A 17,615-nucleotide genomic window follows, 5' to 3' on the forward strand; every position below is an offset into this window, starting at 1 on the left:
TCCGTATTGAATTATTCCTTCATAATAACATATGATTCTTTTAGTAGAACAAGAATCGTACCCCGTGACAAGTTGGTGATGACAGGCATATGGAAAGCTCGCTTTTAACCTTGATCCTTATATTCTCCGTCTTATCGGTCATCCAGCTCCTGTATTACGTGATGAGCAAGACGCAGCCGAATATCGACTATACCGAAGTAGGATTCCGCATCAAAACCTGGTGGGGCATGCTCGTCATCTTCTGTTTGGCGACCCTTTTGAATCCCGTTGTATCCCTGCTATCCCTTATGGTGCTGACCTTCTTTACGCTCAAAGAATATTTCTCGATGATCAAAACCCGGAAGGCCGACCGCCGTTTATTTCTGTGGGCTTATCTAACCATACCCGTCCAATTCTATTGGATCTATATCGAATGGTACGGGATGTTCATCGTGTTCATTCCAATCTATGTATTCTTGGTGCTGCCGCTTCCGCGGTTGATCAACAAGGGCACCGTCGGATTTATGCGCAGCGTCAGCTCGACCCAGTGGGGACTGATGCTCATGGTATTCGGTCTCAGCCACCTGGCCTATTTTCAGTTTGCCACGCCCCAGTATGGAGCTGGGCTCGTGCTGTTTCTCGTCGTCTTAACGCAGCTGAACGATGTGGTGCACACGATCGCTTCCCTCTATTTCGGCAAACGGAGAATCGTGCCGACATCGAACCCGAATCTCACTTGGGAAGGCTTTGCGTGCGCGTTTCTCGTTACCACCGGATGCTCCTATCTCATCTATCCCTATCTGACGCCGCTCAGCCCGACCTTTGGTCTCTTGTCCGGCATGCTGATCAGCCTCGCCGGCTTCTTCGGCAGCTTAACGGTTTCCGTGCTGAAGCGCGATTTATTAATCGGGGATGACGGACGATTCGATGCTTTGAAGAAAAGTTACCTGAGCCGCGTCGACAGCCTGACGTATACCTCGCCGATCTTTTTTCATTTCATCCGTTACTTTTACGATTTTATGTAGTTTCGCCTCTCACGCAAAAAATAGGTTAACAAGGCTCGGGGGCCTGAACCTCTATAAGCCATAACCATGCGAGCTTAGGCTCAACTTGGTTATGGCTTTTTGATGAACAGAATGTATTAAGGCGAATATCCCTGGAGCCTCAAATCCTCATAATGGGTAACCTGGTTTCGTCCGTTTTGCTTGGAGGCATAGAGGGCTTCGTCCGCTTTTTGCAGGAGCGTCGCTTCATTGGCGTCCGGAGTGGCCGTGATAATGCCGATACTGATCGTCATGCTGCCCGTTTTCCAGCTGAAATCCTGGACTGCCCGCCGTAACCGCTCCGCGCCGGCCTTTGCCTTCTCCGCATCCGTTTCCGGCAGGATCATGACAAACTCCTCTCCGCCATAGCGGGCCACCGTCTCCCCTTCGATGGCGTGGGTCTTCAGAATGGTTGCTACATTAAACAGAACCTCATCCCCATACCCATGTCCCCAAGTATCGTTCACGCGCTTAAAATGATCAATGTCGATGATGAACAACGAGAGCGGAATCCGGTTATGGTTATACTGCATCAGCTGCTCTTCCAGCTTCTCCTGAAAGAATCTTCGGTTCTTCAATCCGGTCAGCTTGTCGGTATTCGACAGTTCCAACAGAACCGCGTTAATCTCCATGAGCTCCGTCTGCTTCCGTTCAATCTCGGCATGGATCTGCTGCAGCTCGGCCAATGCCTGGTCTTTCTCCCAATAAGCCTTCTCGATCTGCTTGTTGGCCGTCCGAAGCTCCATTTCATAATCGATGCGTTTGCCCATCTGCACCAATACGCAGTCCAGCCGTTCCTGGCCCTCACGCTCAAATTTGCGTCCATTCAATATAAACGGTACCGATTCCCCCCGGCTGTTCTTCAGCCGGATAAACAGCTCCTCCACATGCCCGTCCAGATTGATATGCGGATAGAAGTAAGAGTGGAATATAAGCTTGTTCGCCGTCGACATCATAGCTTCAAAATGCTTCGGCACCACGTCCTCCAGCCGATACCCCATCATGTCGAGGAAGGTCTGGTTGACATCCGCCACCATGCCTTCGTGGGTGATGGAGACATAGCCGCATGGCGCATAATTCAATCGTTCATCCATTGCTAATCGATCGATCCTTTCCAAGTACATTCCCGTTAGCCTGTATATGTTGCTTCAGATTTCAGATAGTCAAGTATCAACGCAATCGTCTCTTCGGGATGGCTGATATGGGGATAATGCCCCTTCGCCTCCATCAAGCGGAACGTGCTGTTATCCAGATGACTGTGCAAATACTCGCCTGCCGCAATAGGGACGATGCTGTCATCCGAACACTGCAGGATCAGCGAGGGAACCGTAGCTTGGGATAACGCCTGCCTGCAGTCCGAGAAAAAGGTGACCTCGGCGAACTCCCTCGTAATCGCCGGATCCGCCGAAATAAAGCTGCGCTCCAGCTCTTGGGTCAGCTTCGGCATCTCCGGGTTCTTCATCGCGATCGGCGCGAGGAAGCTTGCCCATCCGGCAAAATTCATCTCCATCATATCCAGCAGCTCCGTCACATCGCTTTTATCAAATCCTCCGACGTACCCGTCATCATTCAGATATCGCGGAGATGGCCCGATCATGATTAATTGAGCGAAATACTCCGGACGTTCGATCGATGCCAGCATCCCGATCATGGAGCTGACCGAATGGCCTATAAAAATCACGTCCCGAAGCTCCAGCGCCTCCACAATGTCCAGCACATCCTGCACATAACCGCGAAGGCTGCCGTACCTCTCCGATGTATACGCCGACAAATTAGAACCGCCCGAGCCCACGTAATCGAACAGCACGATACGATAAAACGGTTCGAAGGCAGGCAGGATGTATCTCCACATGCTCTGGTCGCAGCCGAAGCCGTGCGCCAGCATGAGCGTACGCTCCCCTGTCCCCAGCACCTTCACGTGATTCCGTGCAATAACCTCATTCATGACATAAACTCCTCTATGCTCTTCCATCTTTCTCTCCATTCTAAGGGACCCTATGTAAATATCAAGTCATTTTGCCGAATGTTTGTCGATTTAAGACGAGTTGAATCGAAGTTAGGCGAAAGATGAACGGGCTCCATGTACATAGATGCTTAATCGCTTTAGCCGCCTAAAATATAGAAAGACGAACCTATACAGAGACTGTTCTCGAAAAGCATCTATGTATTCGTTTTCTTGATCCATGGAGCGGGTTTACATTTCTAGCACGATTGCGATAGTTTATTTCATAAGATGTTATTTGTATTTATATGGAATTGGAGTATATAAATGTATGATTTTATCCCTCTATGCCCGATTTTATCCCTTGACATCGAATGGACAGAAAAAGCGCTCTAATCCGCTACCCCATAGAGTAGGCCCAAGGCGCATCATACTGGTCTTCATCACAAAAAGACAGAGAAAGAGAGGAGTGAGGAGTTTGCAGTACTTTTTTTATGGATTAGCCGGCGTGTTTCTCGTGTTTCAGGCCCTCTACACATTCATACCGCTGATGTGCAGCAAGGTGAAGAAACTGAATTCCGATCTCGCCGAAAAATCAATCACGGTGCTCGTCCCCGCTTACAACGAAGAACTGACGATCCGGAATTGCATCGATGCCATGGCGGGCTTGCGCTACAGCAACTATGAGATCATGATCATCAACGACGGCTCCAAGGACGGAACCTTATCCGCCCTAGACGAGCTCTTGGATTTAGAGCCGAATGCCAGGACGGCCGACAGCAAGCTGAACTATAAGCCAATAAAAGGATTCTATCGTTCCAATCGATACCGCCATATTTACGTTATCGATAAGATGAATGGCGGGAAAGCCGACTCGCTGAATGCTGGCATCGATTATGCCGTCTCCGACATCGTCATCACCCTGGATGCGGACAGCATGCTGGAAGCCGACTCGCTCAAGTATGTGAATCAATATTTTCACGATGACGATATCATTGCGCTGGGCGGTACGGTCAAAATCGTGCAGGGGGCCGTCCGGGACAAGAATGGTGCCATCGTCGAGAAGTTTCGCGGAAAAGGGCTCATCAAAAGCCAGATCATCAATTATACGCACGGCTTCTACGTCCGCAAGCTCACGCAATCGTATTTTAATTCGATCGTGGTAATTTCAGGTGCCTTTGGCGCCTTCTATAAAGAGGTTCTCGTTCATGTCGACGGCTTCCGCAGCACGGTGGGGGAGGATATCGACATTACCCTGAAAATCCATGAATACATCAAGGCCCATCGGCTGAAGAAAAACTCGTCTACGCCCCGGAAGCGGTATGCTATACCGAATGCCCGGAGAATCTCCCGAACTTCTATAAACAGCGCATTCGCTGGCAGAAGGCCTTCATTGACTGCATCCTGATCTATTGGTCCAGGCTGTCCCGAAAGTTCAGCGTCAACGTGAGTCTGTTCTTTGCGATTGACGGATTTATGCTGGGGACGCTCTCGGCGTTTACCACGATATTTTATCTGGGACAGACGCTGGTTGTGGGCGGGAACCTATGGCATGCCATTATCTTTTTGCTGATGAGCGTGGTGCTGAATGCCGCGCAGGTCGTCATCTCTCTGTACTTATGCCGTAAATATGGCAGCACCTATGCGTTTAGCGATTACGTGAGGATGTTCCTGTTCAGCCAAGCGGAGCTGCTAACCTATCGGAATTTGCTGCTGTACATCAACATTGCGGGCACGTTCAAATATTTTGACAATGATGAGGGCTGGGGATTCGTGGAGCGCAAAGGCGTGGCCGCCATCAGCCAGAACATTGCCGCTGGATCGAACTAAATTATAGTGAAGGAGACTGCCGAAACCGCATGGTTCCCAACAAACGAATTGTTTATGTCGATATTCTAAGAATTCTATCTATCGTAGCCGTCATTATCCTGCACTACACGGCGGAGGTGCTGACCAGCACGAATGATTTCCACTCCTCCTCATGGTGGATCAGCAATGGATTCAACTCCATCTCCCGCTTTGCCGTCCCGGTCTTCTTCATGATCAGCGGAGCGATGATTCTGCGGACGAAGATAACCTCCTACCGTGAGTTCTATACGAAGCGCGTCGTGCCGCTGCTCATCCCCCTCCTGACCTGGTCGCTCATCTACGGCTTGTACAATCAATACTATCTGATGCGAAGCAAGCTGAGTGCGTACGAGTTCGTTATCGACTTCGGCTACCGGCTGCTGACCGACCGAAATTACGTCCATCTCTGGTTCCTATACGCTATTATTGCCATCTATATGACGGTGCCGCTGATCAGCAAATTCATCAAATCGTGCAGCGAGAAGGATCTGCGGTATTATCTGCTGCTCTGGTTCATCGTCAGCATCGCCTATCGTTTCATCTCGGATGCCGTCTTCCGCGCAACGGATCAATACATCAACATTCCGATCATGAACATCCCGTTCTTCATGGGATTTCTGGGTTATTTCATTCTGGGGTACTATCTCTTCCATTTCGAGCTGCCGCTTAAAGCCAAAAACATCCTGTACAATCTAGGCATCGTCTCGTTTTTTATCACGCCGGTTGCCACCTACTTCGTATCGCTGCGCAGCGGCGTACTGGATGAGATGTTCTATGGCAATTACTCCATCACCACGTTCTTCATGGCTGTCGGGTTGTTTATCTTCTTCAAGGAGAAGGAAGCCCGAATCAGCGATAAAGTGAACCATAAAATCCAGAAATTGATCAGCTCGCTCTCCCGGGCCAGCTTCAGCATCTACCTGATTCACCTGCTGGTTGAAATGATGCTATCCGGCCGAACCGAAATCGAGTCCACGTTCCTGGAAGCCTCCCTTAGTCTGATCGTGAATATCACCATCATCTTCGCCATCAGCTACATCACCGTCAAGGTGCTGAACCTAAGCAAAACGGCAACCTACATTCTATTCGGCGGGCGGGGTTAAAGGACGATGAGAATAACGATATATACGAAAATATTCATTGTGGTGCTGCTTGCAGGCATGGGTCTTTACTTCTATCAGATCTCCGCGGCGGAGGAACGGAAAATCACGGCGGTCTACGTGGAGGCTTGGCAGGATTACCGAAATATCAAGCTATCGGAGAAAGGCGTGGACATTGCGTTTATCGCTTTTGCGAAGATCAAGGGAACGGAGCTCTACTTCCATGAAGACAGCACGACCAACAACCAGATCAAAGAAAACATCAAGCAGTTGAAGGCGGCGAATCCGAAGACCCAAATGGTGCTGGCCATAGGCGGCTACGGGGCAGACGGCTTCTCCGACGCTTCGTTGGACGGCAACCGGTACCTCTTCACCGAGAACATCATCAACCTGGTCAAGGAGCTGGACCTAGATGGCGTGGATATCGACTGGGAGTATCCGGCGTTCCATGCCTGGAACACGCAGAAGGCACGGCCGGAGGATACGAAGAATTTTACCAGTCTGATGAAGGAGCTGCGGGAGAAGCTGTACAGGCTGCCTCACAAGAACAAGAAGTATCTGCTGACCTTCGCTTCCGGAACGCAGGACTGGTACTTCCAGAACGTCGAGGTCAAAAAAGTGGAGAAATACGTGGATTTCATCAACGTCATGACCTACGACCTGACAGGCAAGTGGTCGGATACCACGGGCTTTAACTCCAATCTGTACGCGGACAGCCAGGGCAAATCCAAACACTCCGTTGACGGCATCATCTCCATGTACCTGGACCACGACATCGACGGCAGGAAGCTGCTGCTCGGCATCCCAGCCTACTCATACGGCTGGAAGAACGTGAAGGAAAACAAGGGTGCCAAGAACGGCCTGTTCGCTCCCGGAACGCCCATCGACATCGACAAGGTAAATCTCCATTATAAGCAGATCGAGAAAGCGTACCTGAATAAAAATGGCTTCAAGCGCTACTATGACAACAAAGCCAAGGCTGCCTACCTCTATGACGGCCATACCTTCATCAGTTACGAGGATCAGGAGGCCTTGAAGGAGAAGGTGAGCTACATCCAAAGCAAGAATCTCGCGGGCGCGATGGTCTGGCAGTATTCGCAGGATGCGGAGGACGGCATCGTGAACTATTTGAGTGAGCATTTGAACGAGCGTCAGCAAGCCGCCAAACGGTAACAGCGGTGCCTGCCTTAAGTGGAGCTGCACCCCCGTCTTGGGGAGCGAAGTTCTGGTAGCAACCAACTCTATACGTGAAAAAAGCCGGTGATCCTCGCAGTCGAATGCGGTTCATCGGCTTTTTATTATGTAGGCAAGACTCCTGCGGTGCTTTCCCCCGGCTGTATAGAGGGTAGGGCCTGCCGATTGACATCATTATCGTCTCTTCAGAATTCCCAAGTACTCGATCCATGGCCCCACGTCATGCCGGTATCGCTCGGCCAAAACCCGCACAATTTGAGACGTATGCGTTAAATCATGAACCACCCACGTCGACAGCAGCTCTCTTAATTTCACCACGCCGAATGCCGGGTGCAGACCCGTCCGTTCGAAATCCGGCGCCGAATCCATCAGAACCTTCAGTTTAGCCAGATTTTGAGCACGGATAGCCTCGAACGCCTGCAGTTTTTGATCGATGGATTGCTCCGCCGCCTCGTTCAAGTGGGCGTAACGGTCAAAGGGCGGGAACGGCTTACCCTCCCCTTCCTGCAGCAAAAACTCCAGCCGCGGTATCCAGTTGGTCCGCTCAGCTTCGATAAGGTGCTCGATCACCTCCATCGCATTCCAGGTGCCTTCCCCTTCATGGCTCCTAAGCCATCCATCCGATAAACCGGATAACATGTGCTCCAAGGTGACGGGGGTTCGTTCCAGAATCTCAACGGCTTCCTTGATATCAAAATTCATGCTCCCTCAGCTCCCATCTGTTCCGTATTCACCATGCCACTTCCTATGGAAACCGGAATCGTCTCGATTTAATAACGCAATCGACTTATTCTTGGTTCCACATGCATCCGTAATTTTTACATTGATCACTTTTCACCCGTGATTCTAACCGCCTCTATGTGACTGTATCGATTAAAGTAGAGAACTTTGTCCTTTTTGATCCATCTTATCACGATATGGCAGAAGATAAAGAACCATAACAGACCTGTAAGGAAAACCACCCCAATTGCAAAAAGGTTGGCTAGAAGATCCACTCCCATATGATTAGAAAATATCTCCGATAAGGCTGAGCAAAATAAAGGCAAATAGACAATGGCGTAACGTCGGCTCAAGCTTCCTATCCAATTCCCCTTTTCCGGAAGTAATCTCATGCGAACGATCTTAGAGCCCACCGTATTTCCCTTCCAAATCACAGGGATAACGACCATCAACACAAAGAAAACAATGGCAAAGATGATCTCGTCAACAAATAATCCTCGACTCTTCAGCAACCCGAATATAAAGCTGGTTATCACTCTGGCAATCATAATATTTAGAAGAACCTCCATGATTTGGGCACCAAAGGTTGCTTTTCTCTGGTTGTGAAAGAAGTGGCTTTGCTCACTAAGGGTTTCCCGCGATGGTATTAACACCAAAAACATGGGGGCGAGTATAAAGCCAAGTACAGTCCCAACCGTATTCGTCAACAAATCATCTACATCAAATATACGATAGGGGCATTCAAAAAAGCCAAACAAAGCGGTTCGTTGGGTTATTTCAAAGAAAAGCGAAACACCAAAGCCAATAAGAGCAGCATGAAACCATTTTGCTTTACCCTTGAAAAAATACCTCAGAAACACACCTAAAGGAAACAAAAGCAAAACATTAAAAAACATTTGATAAAAGGCCCGCGTTGTTAACAAATGGAGATAACTTGAAGGGTTCGTCCAATGAAATCCGCTTTCACGCTGAATATCCCGTATAAATTGAAAAGGTCGATATTGAATGAGAATCGTACCGGGATCCATTGAAGCACAATTATTCCGAGCACTGGGGAGTGGAAAAATCACTAAAAAGAAAGCACTTAATCCATAAAAGATAAAACTTAAGATAAGTAATGTTCTCCAAAAGCTAAAGTACCCATGTTTACGATACTGATAAACGGCCCAAGGAAGCGTCAGAAAGGACGCTAATAAAAAACATACGGAGATCGCAATGAAAATAGGCAATGCATAAGCTTGCATTTCATTCTCCCTTTCTAGAAGCAGCTAGAGAAATAACAACTGAAAAGATAATAGTCTTTATATAAGCATTTCCAAAAGATTAATCTGGCAATACGTTATGATCCATTTCATCAAAGGGCACAGAGACGTAAATGATCTGTAAAGGCGGATAGGGCCGCTCCATAAATAAAAAATAGATATTGACTTGGTGTTAACACCAAGTTGTACGATAACGTTACAACCCGTTACGAGCTGCAGAAAAGAGGTGACCCTATGGGAGAAACATTCTCCATCAAACAAGTGTCTGAACGAACCGGATTGACCGAGGATGCCATTCGCCATTACGAAAAAATCGGACTCCTCCCCTCTCCCAAAAGAAAGGATAACGGCCATCGTGTCTATCACATAGAGGATGCCGAAATTATGGAGTTGATCACATGCCTGAAGAAGACAGGAATGTCGCTGGAGGATATGAAAGCCTATGTGCATCTTCCCTTTAAGGAAAATATTCAATCCGTTCCGGAGCTGAATGCCATGCTCCAGAATTACCGTCAAAAAATTACCGGTCAGATTTCGGACCTGCAGCGCATTCTGCGGTTCATCGATGACAAGTTGAGCCAAAATCAGTCCCTGCTTAATCCCGACAAGGCGGCCAGCAAAGAATCTGAAGTATAGGAGATTTACACATGACAGAGAAAAGAATGAATAACGTCGCCTTGATCACGGGCGCAAGCTCCGGCATTGGCTTGGAGCTAACCAAGCGATTGTTATCCGAAGGCTGGCAAGTCCTCGCTTTGATCCGTTCTGTCTTTCCAACGGACGATGCACGGATTCAAGATGCACTGCGATTGCGGCAGCTCAGAACGTACAAGGCTGATTTGTCGGATTTCACGGATCTCCATGCCTCATTGGATCAGATCAAGAAACACGAGAGTCATATTGACTTGCTGTTTAATAACGCAGGCGTCTCCTTCGGCGAATTGTCCTACTCTCAACAAGGGCGCGAGATGCATTTTGAAGTAAACTCTATCGTCCCCTATATCATCTTGATGGAACTGAAGGACCTTCTTGGGAAGGGGAGCCTCAAGACGGTAATCAATACGTCTTCGAATGCGTTGTTGTATCTCAAACAGTTCGATCACCGTACCTTGGCGTCCCCTGTCGGGTTCAAGAAGCTGATTGGGCCTTATGCTGCGAGCAAATTAGCCTTATCGTTGTGGACTCAGGAGATCGCCACTTCGATGCAGGCAGATGGCATTACGATCCGAAGCGTCTGTCCGGGAGGGAATAAAACAACCATGACCAAAAACGCCGGGATGCCAAAATTCATGATCCCGATCCGTAACCTGTTCTTCTCCCATCCCAGTGAAGGAGCTTCACGTCTGTATGAAGCAGCGCTAGGTCAATCCCGACAATCGACGGGGGCATTTCTCAACAAGGGTAAAGCAACGCCTTTAAAATTCTCAAGCCAAGGTGCAGAGCTGCTTAGCACGATCGAGCTAATCTATAAGCAGGAGTTTGCAGCCAAGTCTTAGAACCTATGCAGCGAAGAGTCCGTGATGTTTTCAGTCGATCCCAAGAAGGCTAGTTATCGAGCTGCCATTCCTCCATGAATCGTAGGGTGTTGCGCGCATGATAATCAGCCAAATTTGAAGCAAAGACCTGATCCGGAAATCCTCGGTGAAGAAGCTTCAAGCCGCCCGAGGTTAATGAGATATAGTGATGCAGACGGTAAAATAGCATCCGATTCGGATCGAGCCCGTTTTGTTGGAAATACCGATAATGCTTCCCGAATCGCAGCTCCAGAAATGTATGCTCATGCTCGATGTCGAAGAATTGCGCACCTTCAATATCAATGAGATAGGGCTCTAAACGGTCTGTGACCAGGACATGGTCGGGTCCCAACTCGCCGTGGATAAAGCCATATCGCTTGCGTGAATCTATCCTTGATTCCAGTTCATGCAGCACAGTGAGCAGCCTGTCGTGATTCTTCCGGATACTCTCGTTATGCAGGACGATGTAGGACAGCTGTTCCTTGGCATTTTCCAGCTGTACAAGATGGCATCGCTCCCGTTGGTTCCCGCTTTGATCGGGCTTTCCGTAACTCTGCCTGTGGTTTGCATGCATGCGTTCGATCATGCTGCCTATCTGTTCCAGGACCTCATCCCGGGCCCGTTGATCCGGATCTTGGAAGTAAGCTTCTGCCTTCTGTCCTTCAATACATTCAACAAGAGCATAGTCAAACGGGTAACGGTCCTGTCTCGTGTGAAGATCATATAGAGCAGGCGTAGAAATACCATGATTCCTTAACCATCGGTTATTGGTTTCGAACGAATGACCGCCAAAGGATCGTTCATGCACACGCTCGTTCGTTATTTCTTCCTGAAAATAATTCTTCGTCAAATCCCACACATACAGAACGCAGGCAAATCCATTGCGACAGTGAATTTTATAGACCACCTTTTGCGCTCCGCCATGCATCTTCGTTACATCCGCCACAGTATATCCGGTACCTAGAACCTTCCCGACATACTCCTGTACATCTGTTTCATCGAGGTGACAAGTCCAACTCACGAGAAACCACGCCCCATTCCATTGTTTTTGCCGGCTCCCCCACTCTATGGCATTTCCGGGCAAAAATATAGACTATTTCTTTCGGCTCTGCTATGATGTTGAATTAGGTCTCGAATAAAACAGCTATACGATTTATAGCCCTTGGATGCTTGGTCCAGGGGCTTTTTTGATGTGTTTATATATAAAAAAAGACCAAGCAAGGTCTTTCTTGCTCGGTCTTCTTGAGGGATCTCGGATCTCGCATTCGTTTCCCGTGGTACACGATGATCACAGATGGAAGAGCGTTATAATCGGGCGACCAAGGGAGCCCTCTACTATCCAGCCATCATCTTCGGGACGTTCCACGGGCGGCTATCCTCCCTTACGTGCCGCAGAAGGTTCGGTAAGGACGGGAACGCTCGGGCACGATCGCATATTCCGCTTGTTCCGGGGAATGCGCATATGGATTAGACAGAACGTCCAGCAGCTCTTTCATCACGCTGTAGTCCCCTTCGTTCTCCGCGGCTTCCAGCGCTTCCTCCACCCGATGGTTCCGCGGAATGACCGCAGGATTGCTGCTGCGCATCAGCTGATGGGATTGGTCCCTGGATTCCTGCTGACGGCCAAGCCTTGCTTGCCAGCGCTCGTACCAGGAAGCTAATTCCGGCGTGCCGTTTAGAGGCGTGTCCTCCAGCTTGTCAAACGTTAGCGCACGGAAGGTATTGGTATAGTCTGCCTGATGATTTTTCATCATCTTGAGCAGGTCTTCGATCAGGGATTCGTCCTCCTCCTCTTCATGGAAGATCCCCAGCTTGGCTCTCATGCCTGCAAGCCACTGCTCGTGATACAGATCGGTGAAGGACCCAATCGCACCCTCGGCCAGCTTGATTGCCTGCTCTTCCTCTTCATGCAGCAGCGGAAGCAAGGCTTCCGCCAATCTTGCGAGATTCCAAGCTGCAATATACGGTTGGTTCACATAGGCATAGCGGCCTTGAGAGTCGATGGAGCTGAATACCGTATTCGGGTCAAAGGTATCCATGAAGGCGCAAGGCCCATAATCTATCGTTTCGCCGCTGAGGGTCATATTATCGGTATTCATCACCCCGTGGATAAAACCGACAAGCTGCCATTTGGCGATCAGGACCGCCTGACGCTGGATGACCTCCCGAAGCAACACCAGATAACGGTTGGCACCGTCTCCAAGGTCTGCCTTCGGGTAATGCCGCTTTAGAGTGTAATCGGCCAGAGCCCGTAAATCCTCGGTTGTCCCCGCTCCCCTAACGTATTGAAACGTCCCCACCCTCACGTGACTTGCAGCCACGCGGGTCAGGATGGCGCCCGGCAAATCTCTTTCACGGGTGACAGGCTGGCCGGTCGCCACAACCGCCAGGCTGCGGGTAGTCGGAATGCCCAGCGCGTGCATGGCTTCGCTTATAATATACTCGCGCAGCATCGGACCCAGGGCAGCCCGGCCATCGCCTCCCCGGGAATACGGCGTCCGGCCCGAGCCCTTGAGCTGAATATCCATGCGATCCTTCTGCGGCGTGATTTGTTCACCCAACAGAATCGCACGGCCGTCGCCCAGCATCGTAAAATATCCGAATTGGTGCCCGGCATATGCCTGGGCGAGCGGCTCGGCCCCCTCGGGTATCTCGTTGCCAGCAAGCATTGCCGCTCCTTCCGCGCTTTGCAGGGCATCGGCGTCCAATCCCAACGATGCTGCCAGCGGTTCGTTTAGAACAATCAGCTCCGGCGAGCGCACAGGCGTAGGATCTTGCTTGGTAAAAAAAGATTCCGGCAATTTCGCGTAACTATTGTCAAAATTCCATCCTATATCGTTCAAAGCTTTCCGGTTGGTCATGGGATCTCCTTCTTCATGCAGTTTGATGATGACGGTATCTACCTATTATTTAAACACAAGTCGCTCTTTGTAGGGTTTACTGAAGGAAATTTATTATTCTGCTGGTTAATTGCTGCATTCATAAAAAAATCGCCATCGAGAATCCCTCGACAGCGATGTTTGGTTCAAACGCATCTTTAGTCCCGATTCGCCAGCTTCGCCAGCAACCGGATAATTTCGATGTACAGCCAGACGAGTGTTACCAGCAAACCAAACGAGCCGTACCACTCCATATACTTAGGTGCTCCATGCTGAGCGCCCTCTTCGATAAAGTTAAAATCCAGCACGAAATTCAGTGCGGCGATGATGATGATCACAACGGAAATTCCGATACCGATCGGGGTGCTGTCATGCAGGTAAGGAACGGCTACGCCGAACAGGCCGAGAACCATGCTAAAAAGGTAGACAAGCGCAATGCCGATCGTTGCCGCGATAATCCCCTTTTTGAAGCCTGGCGTGGCCCGGATCAAACCTGTCTTATATGCGAGCAGCATGCCCAGGAATATGCACATCGTCAGTAAAGCCGCTTGCAAAGTAATGCCATAGTACAGATATTCGTAATGCGCGGATAGTGCACCCAGGAAGAAGCCTTCCAGGATCGCATAGATCGGCGCCAGATACGGTGCTGCCTTCGGCACGAAGCTGATGATCAGCGCCAGGACAAAACCGCCGATCGCTCCGCCGATCATGAACGGGAATACCTCATACCCGTTAAAAAACATAACCCAAGAAATGACCGCTGCCCCGATCAGCAGCGCGAGCAGCATGAACGATTTGTTCACCGTTCCGCCAATCGTCATCGTTTCTTGATTGTTGTAATACCCACTCTTCTCGAAGGTATCTTCGTTGAGTGTCGGATTTCCACTGCGCCCTATCAAATAAATTGCCTCCCTAACTGTCTGTTTTATATCCATTTTAACATGGGTTGGAATATTTTAGGATACGCAAAATATTGCATTAAGGACGAATCCAACCGAACTAGAAACTAGCTATGATGACGATAACTGTATGCAAAAAGAAAAAGCATCTCCTGCAGGGGATGCTTTCTTTGTTAGAAGCGAGATCATGGATCGTGAATTCGCCTTGCCTATCTTTTTACTCCAATCCACTAATGAAGGCCTCGAAGTTCGCAGCAAGACGGGTGATCTTGTAATCGCTGGCCTTGTCCACATGAATAACCTCCGGCTCCCCATCGTTCCCCGATGAACGGTAATCCAGCATCACGACCTCGGACGGGGACGGACAATCGCAGATCACCACGCCAATCTCAGGATACCCGCCGTTCTCGATCATAAAGCGGCTGCCCAGGCTTCCGCACAGGGATTTTTTCTTGTCTCGTCCGATTCCCAGAATACCTGATATTTCAATAAAATCCTGTGCTCCACCCTCTATAGGGAATTTCCGGTTTCGGGGAATACCCCCGTTATGTATTTTCATGGCTTGAATATAAGATGCCGGCAGCTTGAAGACCAGCGTTTCCTCCACGGATTCGATCAGCTCGTCCGTAGGCGGAGCCGAGACGTATTTGTCAGCTTCCGGGGCGTCGTCATCCCAGAAATTCAGTACGTCAGGATCCGTATAAGACACGGCGGCACTGGACTTCTCTGCTGGCTTCGGAGCCGTTTTGTTCCGGATCCATTCCAGAAACTCCAGCGTATCCTCATCTCCAGGTTCTAAATGATCAGCCACTTCAAACGCTCTCCGAGCATCTTCGTAACGGTCCAAATAGTAATACGCGAGCCCAATGCGGTAATGCCACAGCGGATCGTCCTTGCCCTCTTCCTGAATGGACAGAAATTGCTCAACCGCCTCTTCGTAACGTTCGAGATTGTTCAGCGCCCGGCCCAAATGGCTGATCAGCGCATAATCCCGCTCTTGTTCCGGGATCTCCGTAATCGCATCTACGATTTCTTCAAATTCGTCCTCTTCATGCCACTCTTCCAGCTGCTCCAAAAGCTCCTCATTCATCGTTCATGCCTCCCACTCTATTCATCCTTTCTGAAATTATACCATTCCAGCATGGCCCTCTCCAGCATGGAAGCTACAGAACTGATCGAGTATATGACAACAAGCAAGCGTATCTGCGGTTTATTACGTTCAATGCAAATACAGAGGACACTTGATCGGTGTACTCTGTATTTGTCGCTAAACTTTATTTGGATAGACCTAACATGTTCATCAGAACGATTACGGCCTCTGCTCTCGTGGTTTGAGCGCTTGGATTAAACTCGCCTGCGCCTATTCCCTTAACAATACCAAGTTCCTTCAGCGCTTCAACAGAGCTTTTCGCCCAATCAGGAATTGCCTTGTCATCTGAAAAAGAGGTTGTGGGGATGTCCTTGTTCGTTAGCTCGAGCGCATTCGCAATCATTGCTGCCATCTCAGCGCGAGTCATTTTTGCATTTGGACGGAAAGAGCCATCCTGATAGCCTCGAATAATGCCAGCCTGGACCGCCTGCGAAACTGCCTTCTTAGCCCAATCCCCGATCCATGCTGTATCTGTGAATATCAACTCCGCTCCCGCATCTGTCGACTTCAGCGCATTCATCAGCATGACGGAAAACTCTGCACGCGTCACGGTGTTGCCTGGCTTGAACGTTTCATCCGGATATCCCGCAACGATCCCCTCACGTACCGCTTCCTTAATGCTGACTTCAGCCCAATGCCCGGAAATATCGGTAAAGGAAATTTCCGTTGTCGAGTCTGTTGTTTTGTCGACTACGGGCATTCCGTTGGCTTTATTTACTACGAGTACTGCATACTTCGAAAAGTGATTGACCTCTACGGATATATCATTCACCTGTTTCATGCCGCCCTCGACTTTCACCCATGCCTTTTTCACTTCATCAAAATAAAAGACGGCCGCCGTTTGATCGCTCTTTAAGCTTGCAGCGTCGTAAGCTAGAGTCAGTTTCACCGGTTTGCTAAAGTTCCCTGAGACGTTTGTTAGAACATCAAACACCGGGCTTGCCAAAACCTCGTTGTTCTTTAAGAGAGCTTCGGTATTTCGAATTTTCTGAATTGATAATTTCAGCTCCTGAGATGTGGCGCCTGCCGGAATGGAAATGATGATTTCTTTCCCCAGGCTAACCAACCCAGGTCTTCCTGTTGGCAGCGTGATTTTTCCATCGGATGATGTAACTGTATTGTCTATGAGAGCCGGTGGCGTAGACGAACCGCTGTCAGTGGATGAACCTCCCCCATTAGAAGAACCACCACCGGTAGAGGAACTATTCTCACGGGTCACAGTGATCGTATAGGTTCTCGTCGATTGATCGCTTGCCGTTACAACAATCACAATCGTATTGGATCCTACGTTCAGCAGTATATTGGAACTTGTTTGCCCGCTTATTACTAAATTACCGTTAACCGTCATCGTGGCATGACTATCGAGTGCAGTCGCGGTTACGGTCAGCGAGGAAACGGAATTAGGCACGCTTGACGTGTACACTTCTGTTCCAGAAGCAAAGACAGGGCTTAGTGTCCCGTTCGATAACGTCACACTGCTTAAATCCGCAGATGCCGGCACCGTGAACACTGAGTACGAATTGGATTCCGTCAAGCCTGCTCCCGCATTACCTGCGTAATCGGTCACCCCCGAGTTATCAAGCGTGATGGTATTCGTCGCCGAGTCTACATTGGAATTCGGCGTGAGCGTTGCTGTCCATGTCATGTTGTCAGTTGAACTTACGCTGCTTAACGCACCGTTTGCCACCGTCAGGTCACCGTTGGCGAAGCCACTAACCGCTTCCGAGAATGTAATGGTCACCAATGAAGTTTCGCCAATAGATAACGCCGTGTCCGCAACTACAATGGTAGCGGTCGGCCGCTGTGTATCGATCGCGTAATTGTTCGAATCGGAGGTACCCTTACCCGCTTTACCTGCTGCATTCTGTACGCCCGTATTGTCGAGCGTAATGATATTGGTTGCATCTGTGATGCCAGGGACTGGCGTCAACGTCGCCGCCCATGTGATCCCGCCATCGGACGTACTCAAACCGCTTAATGTGCCATTCGCTACTGTCAGATCTGCTAGCGTAAAGCCTGTTACCGCTTCCGAGAACATGATCGTTACCAATGAAGTTTCACCAATCGATAGCGCCGTATCGGCAA

Annotated in this window: 14 protein-coding genes and 1 pseudogene; 6 read left to right on the plus strand and 9 right to left on the minus strand. The window is 49.4% G+C overall.

Going from position 1 to position 17,615, the window contains the following annotated elements; genetic code table 11:
- Positions 1 to 89 precede the first annotated feature (89 nt).
- Positions 90 to 1,004, plus strand: a complete 915-nt coding sequence (locus tag HMPREF9412_RS09345; protein ID WP_009591157.1) for a phosphatidate cytidylyltransferase — start codon at positions 90 to 92, stop codon at positions 1,002 to 1,004.
- Positions 1,005 to 1,120: 116 nt separating this feature from the next.
- On the opposite strand, the gene HMPREF9412_RS09350 is transcribed toward HMPREF9412_RS09345, so the two are convergent.
- On the minus strand, positions 1,121 to 2,116 hold the full coding sequence (locus HMPREF9412_RS09350) for a sensor domain-containing diguanylate cyclase (RefSeq protein ID WP_009591132.1): 996 nt from the start codon (positions 2,114 to 2,116) through the stop codon (positions 1,121 to 1,123).
- 35 nt (positions 2,117 to 2,151) lie between these two features.
- The gene (locus HMPREF9412_RS09355; RefSeq protein ID WP_036671764.1) at positions 2,152 to 2,967 is read right to left on the minus strand and encodes an alpha/beta fold hydrolase; all 816 of its coding nucleotides are present in this window, start codon (positions 2,965 to 2,967) and stop codon (positions 2,152 to 2,154) included.
- A 475-nt stretch (positions 2,968 to 3,442) separates the two neighbouring features.
- Here HMPREF9412_RS09355 and HMPREF9412_RS09360 point away from each other — a divergent pair.
- From HMPREF9412_RS09360 to HMPREF9412_RS09370, 3 genes and pseudogenes are all read left to right on the plus strand, one after another.
- Positions 3,443 to 4,794: pseudogene (locus HMPREF9412_RS09360) on the plus strand (glycosyltransferase family 2 protein).
- A 29-nt stretch (positions 4,795 to 4,823) separates the two neighbouring features.
- The gene (locus HMPREF9412_RS09365; RefSeq protein WP_009591154.1) at positions 4,824 to 5,915 is read left to right on the plus strand and encodes an acyltransferase; all 1,092 of its coding nucleotides are present in this window, start codon (positions 4,824 to 4,826) and stop codon (positions 5,913 to 5,915) included.
- A 6-nt stretch (positions 5,916 to 5,921) separates the two neighbouring features.
- Positions 5,922 to 7,085 (plus strand): glycoside hydrolase family 18 protein, encoded by a 1,164-nt coding sequence (locus HMPREF9412_RS09370; RefSeq protein ID WP_009591188.1) that lies wholly within the window; start codon positions 5,922 to 5,924, stop codon positions 7,083 to 7,085.
- Between the two features lie 195 nt (positions 7,086 to 7,280).
- Here HMPREF9412_RS09370 and HMPREF9412_RS09375 read toward each other — a convergent pair whose 3' ends face one another.
- Together HMPREF9412_RS09375 and HMPREF9412_RS09380 are read right to left on the minus strand one after the other, a co-directional pair.
- Complete coding sequence (locus HMPREF9412_RS09375; protein ID WP_009591219.1) at positions 7,281 to 7,808, minus strand: DinB family protein; 528 nt, start codon at positions 7,806 to 7,808, stop codon at positions 7,281 to 7,283.
- 125 nt (positions 7,809 to 7,933) lie between these two features.
- Positions 7,934 to 9,070, minus strand: coding sequence for a VanZ family protein (locus HMPREF9412_RS09380; RefSeq protein ID WP_009591141.1), 1,137 nt, complete (start codon positions 9,068 to 9,070; stop codon positions 7,934 to 7,936).
- Between the two features lie 252 nt (positions 9,071 to 9,322).
- Between HMPREF9412_RS09380 and HMPREF9412_RS09385 the strand changes: the two genes are divergently transcribed.
- Entirely contained in the window at positions 9,323 to 9,724 is a 402-nt protein-coding gene (locus HMPREF9412_RS09385) for a MerR family transcriptional regulator (protein WP_009591199.1), read from the plus strand.
- A gap of 11 nt (positions 9,725 to 9,735) precedes the next feature.
- Positions 9,736 to 10,584: an SDR family NAD(P)-dependent oxidoreductase gene (locus HMPREF9412_RS09390; RefSeq protein WP_009591167.1), complete on the plus strand. Its 849-nt coding sequence runs from the start codon at positions 9,736 to 9,738 to the stop codon at positions 10,582 to 10,584.
- Between the two features lie 49 nt (positions 10,585 to 10,633).
- Here HMPREF9412_RS09390 and HMPREF9412_RS09395 read toward each other — a convergent pair whose 3' ends face one another.
- The 5 genes from HMPREF9412_RS09395 to HMPREF9412_RS31680 all read right to left on the minus strand — a co-directional run.
- On the minus strand, positions 10,634 to 11,623 hold the full coding sequence (locus HMPREF9412_RS09395) for an aminoglycoside phosphotransferase family protein (RefSeq protein WP_139083909.1): 990 nt from the start codon (positions 11,621 to 11,623) through the stop codon (positions 10,634 to 10,636).
- A gap of 361 nt (positions 11,624 to 11,984) precedes the next feature.
- Positions 11,985 to 13,463, minus strand: coding sequence for a protein adenylyltransferase SelO (locus HMPREF9412_RS09400; protein WP_009591221.1), 1,479 nt, complete (start codon positions 13,461 to 13,463; stop codon positions 11,985 to 11,987).
- A gap of 176 nt (positions 13,464 to 13,639) precedes the next feature.
- Positions 13,640 to 14,380 carry a Bax inhibitor-1/YccA family protein gene (locus HMPREF9412_RS09405; protein WP_009591137.1) on the minus strand — a complete coding sequence of 247 codons (741 nt, stop codon included), beginning with the start codon at positions 14,378 to 14,380 and terminating at the stop codon, positions 13,640 to 13,642.
- Positions 14,381 to 14,597: 217 nt separating this feature from the next.
- Entirely contained in the window at positions 14,598 to 15,470 is an 873-nt protein-coding gene (locus tag HMPREF9412_RS09410) for an SMI1/KNR4 family protein (protein ID WP_009591166.1), read from the minus strand.
- 184 nt (positions 15,471 to 15,654) lie between these two features.
- Positions 15,655 to 17,615, minus strand: a 1,961-nt coding sequence (locus tag HMPREF9412_RS31680; protein ID WP_009591168.1) for an Ig-like domain-containing protein, incomplete at its 5' end; no start/stop codon positions are given.

The organism is Paenibacillus sp. HGF5 (assembly GCF_000204455.1).
GTDB lineage: Bacteria > Bacillota > Bacilli > Paenibacillales > Paenibacillaceae > Paenibacillus_AQ > Paenibacillus_AQ lautus_A.

Excerpts from the sequence above, each read along its gene's own strand:
- HMPREF9412_RS09345 (WP_009591157.1), top strand. The coding sequence starts at position 90 with ATGGAAAGCTCGCTTTTAACCTTGATCCTTATATTCTCCGTCTTATCG.
- HMPREF9412_RS09385 (WP_009591199.1), top strand. The coding sequence starts at position 9,323 with ATGGGAGAAACATTCTCCATCAAACAAGTGTCTGAACGAACCGGATTG.
- HMPREF9412_RS09380 (WP_009591141.1), bottom strand. The coding sequence starts at position 9,070 with ATGCAAGCTTATGCATTGCCTATTTTCATTGCGATCTCCGTATGTTTT.
- HMPREF9412_RS09370 (WP_009591188.1), top strand. The coding sequence starts at position 5,922 with ATGAGAATAACGATATATACGAAAATATTCATTGTGGTGCTGCTTGCA.
- HMPREF9412_RS09400 (WP_009591221.1), bottom strand. The coding sequence starts at position 13,463 with ATGACCAACCGGAAAGCTTTGAACGATATAGGATGGAATTTTGACAAT.
- HMPREF9412_RS09350 (WP_009591132.1), bottom strand. The coding sequence starts at position 2,116 with ATGGATGAACGATTGAATTATGCGCCATGCGGCTATGTCTCCATCACC.
- HMPREF9412_RS09410 (WP_009591166.1), bottom strand. The coding sequence starts at position 15,470 with ATGAATGAGGAGCTTTTGGAGCAGCTGGAAGAGTGGCATGAAGAGGAC.
- HMPREF9412_RS09375 (WP_009591219.1), bottom strand. The coding sequence starts at position 7,808 with ATGAATTTTGATATCAAGGAAGCCGTTGAGATTCTGGAACGAACCCCC.
- HMPREF9412_RS09365 (WP_009591154.1), top strand. The coding sequence starts at position 4,824 with ATGGTTCCCAACAAACGAATTGTTTATGTCGATATTCTAAGAATTCTA.
- HMPREF9412_RS09390 (WP_009591167.1), top strand. The coding sequence starts at position 9,736 with ATGACAGAGAAAAGAATGAATAACGTCGCCTTGATCACGGGCGCAAGC.
- HMPREF9412_RS09355 (WP_036671764.1), bottom strand. The coding sequence starts at position 2,967 with ATGAATGAGGTTATTGCACGGAATCACGTGAAGGTGCTGGGGACAGGG.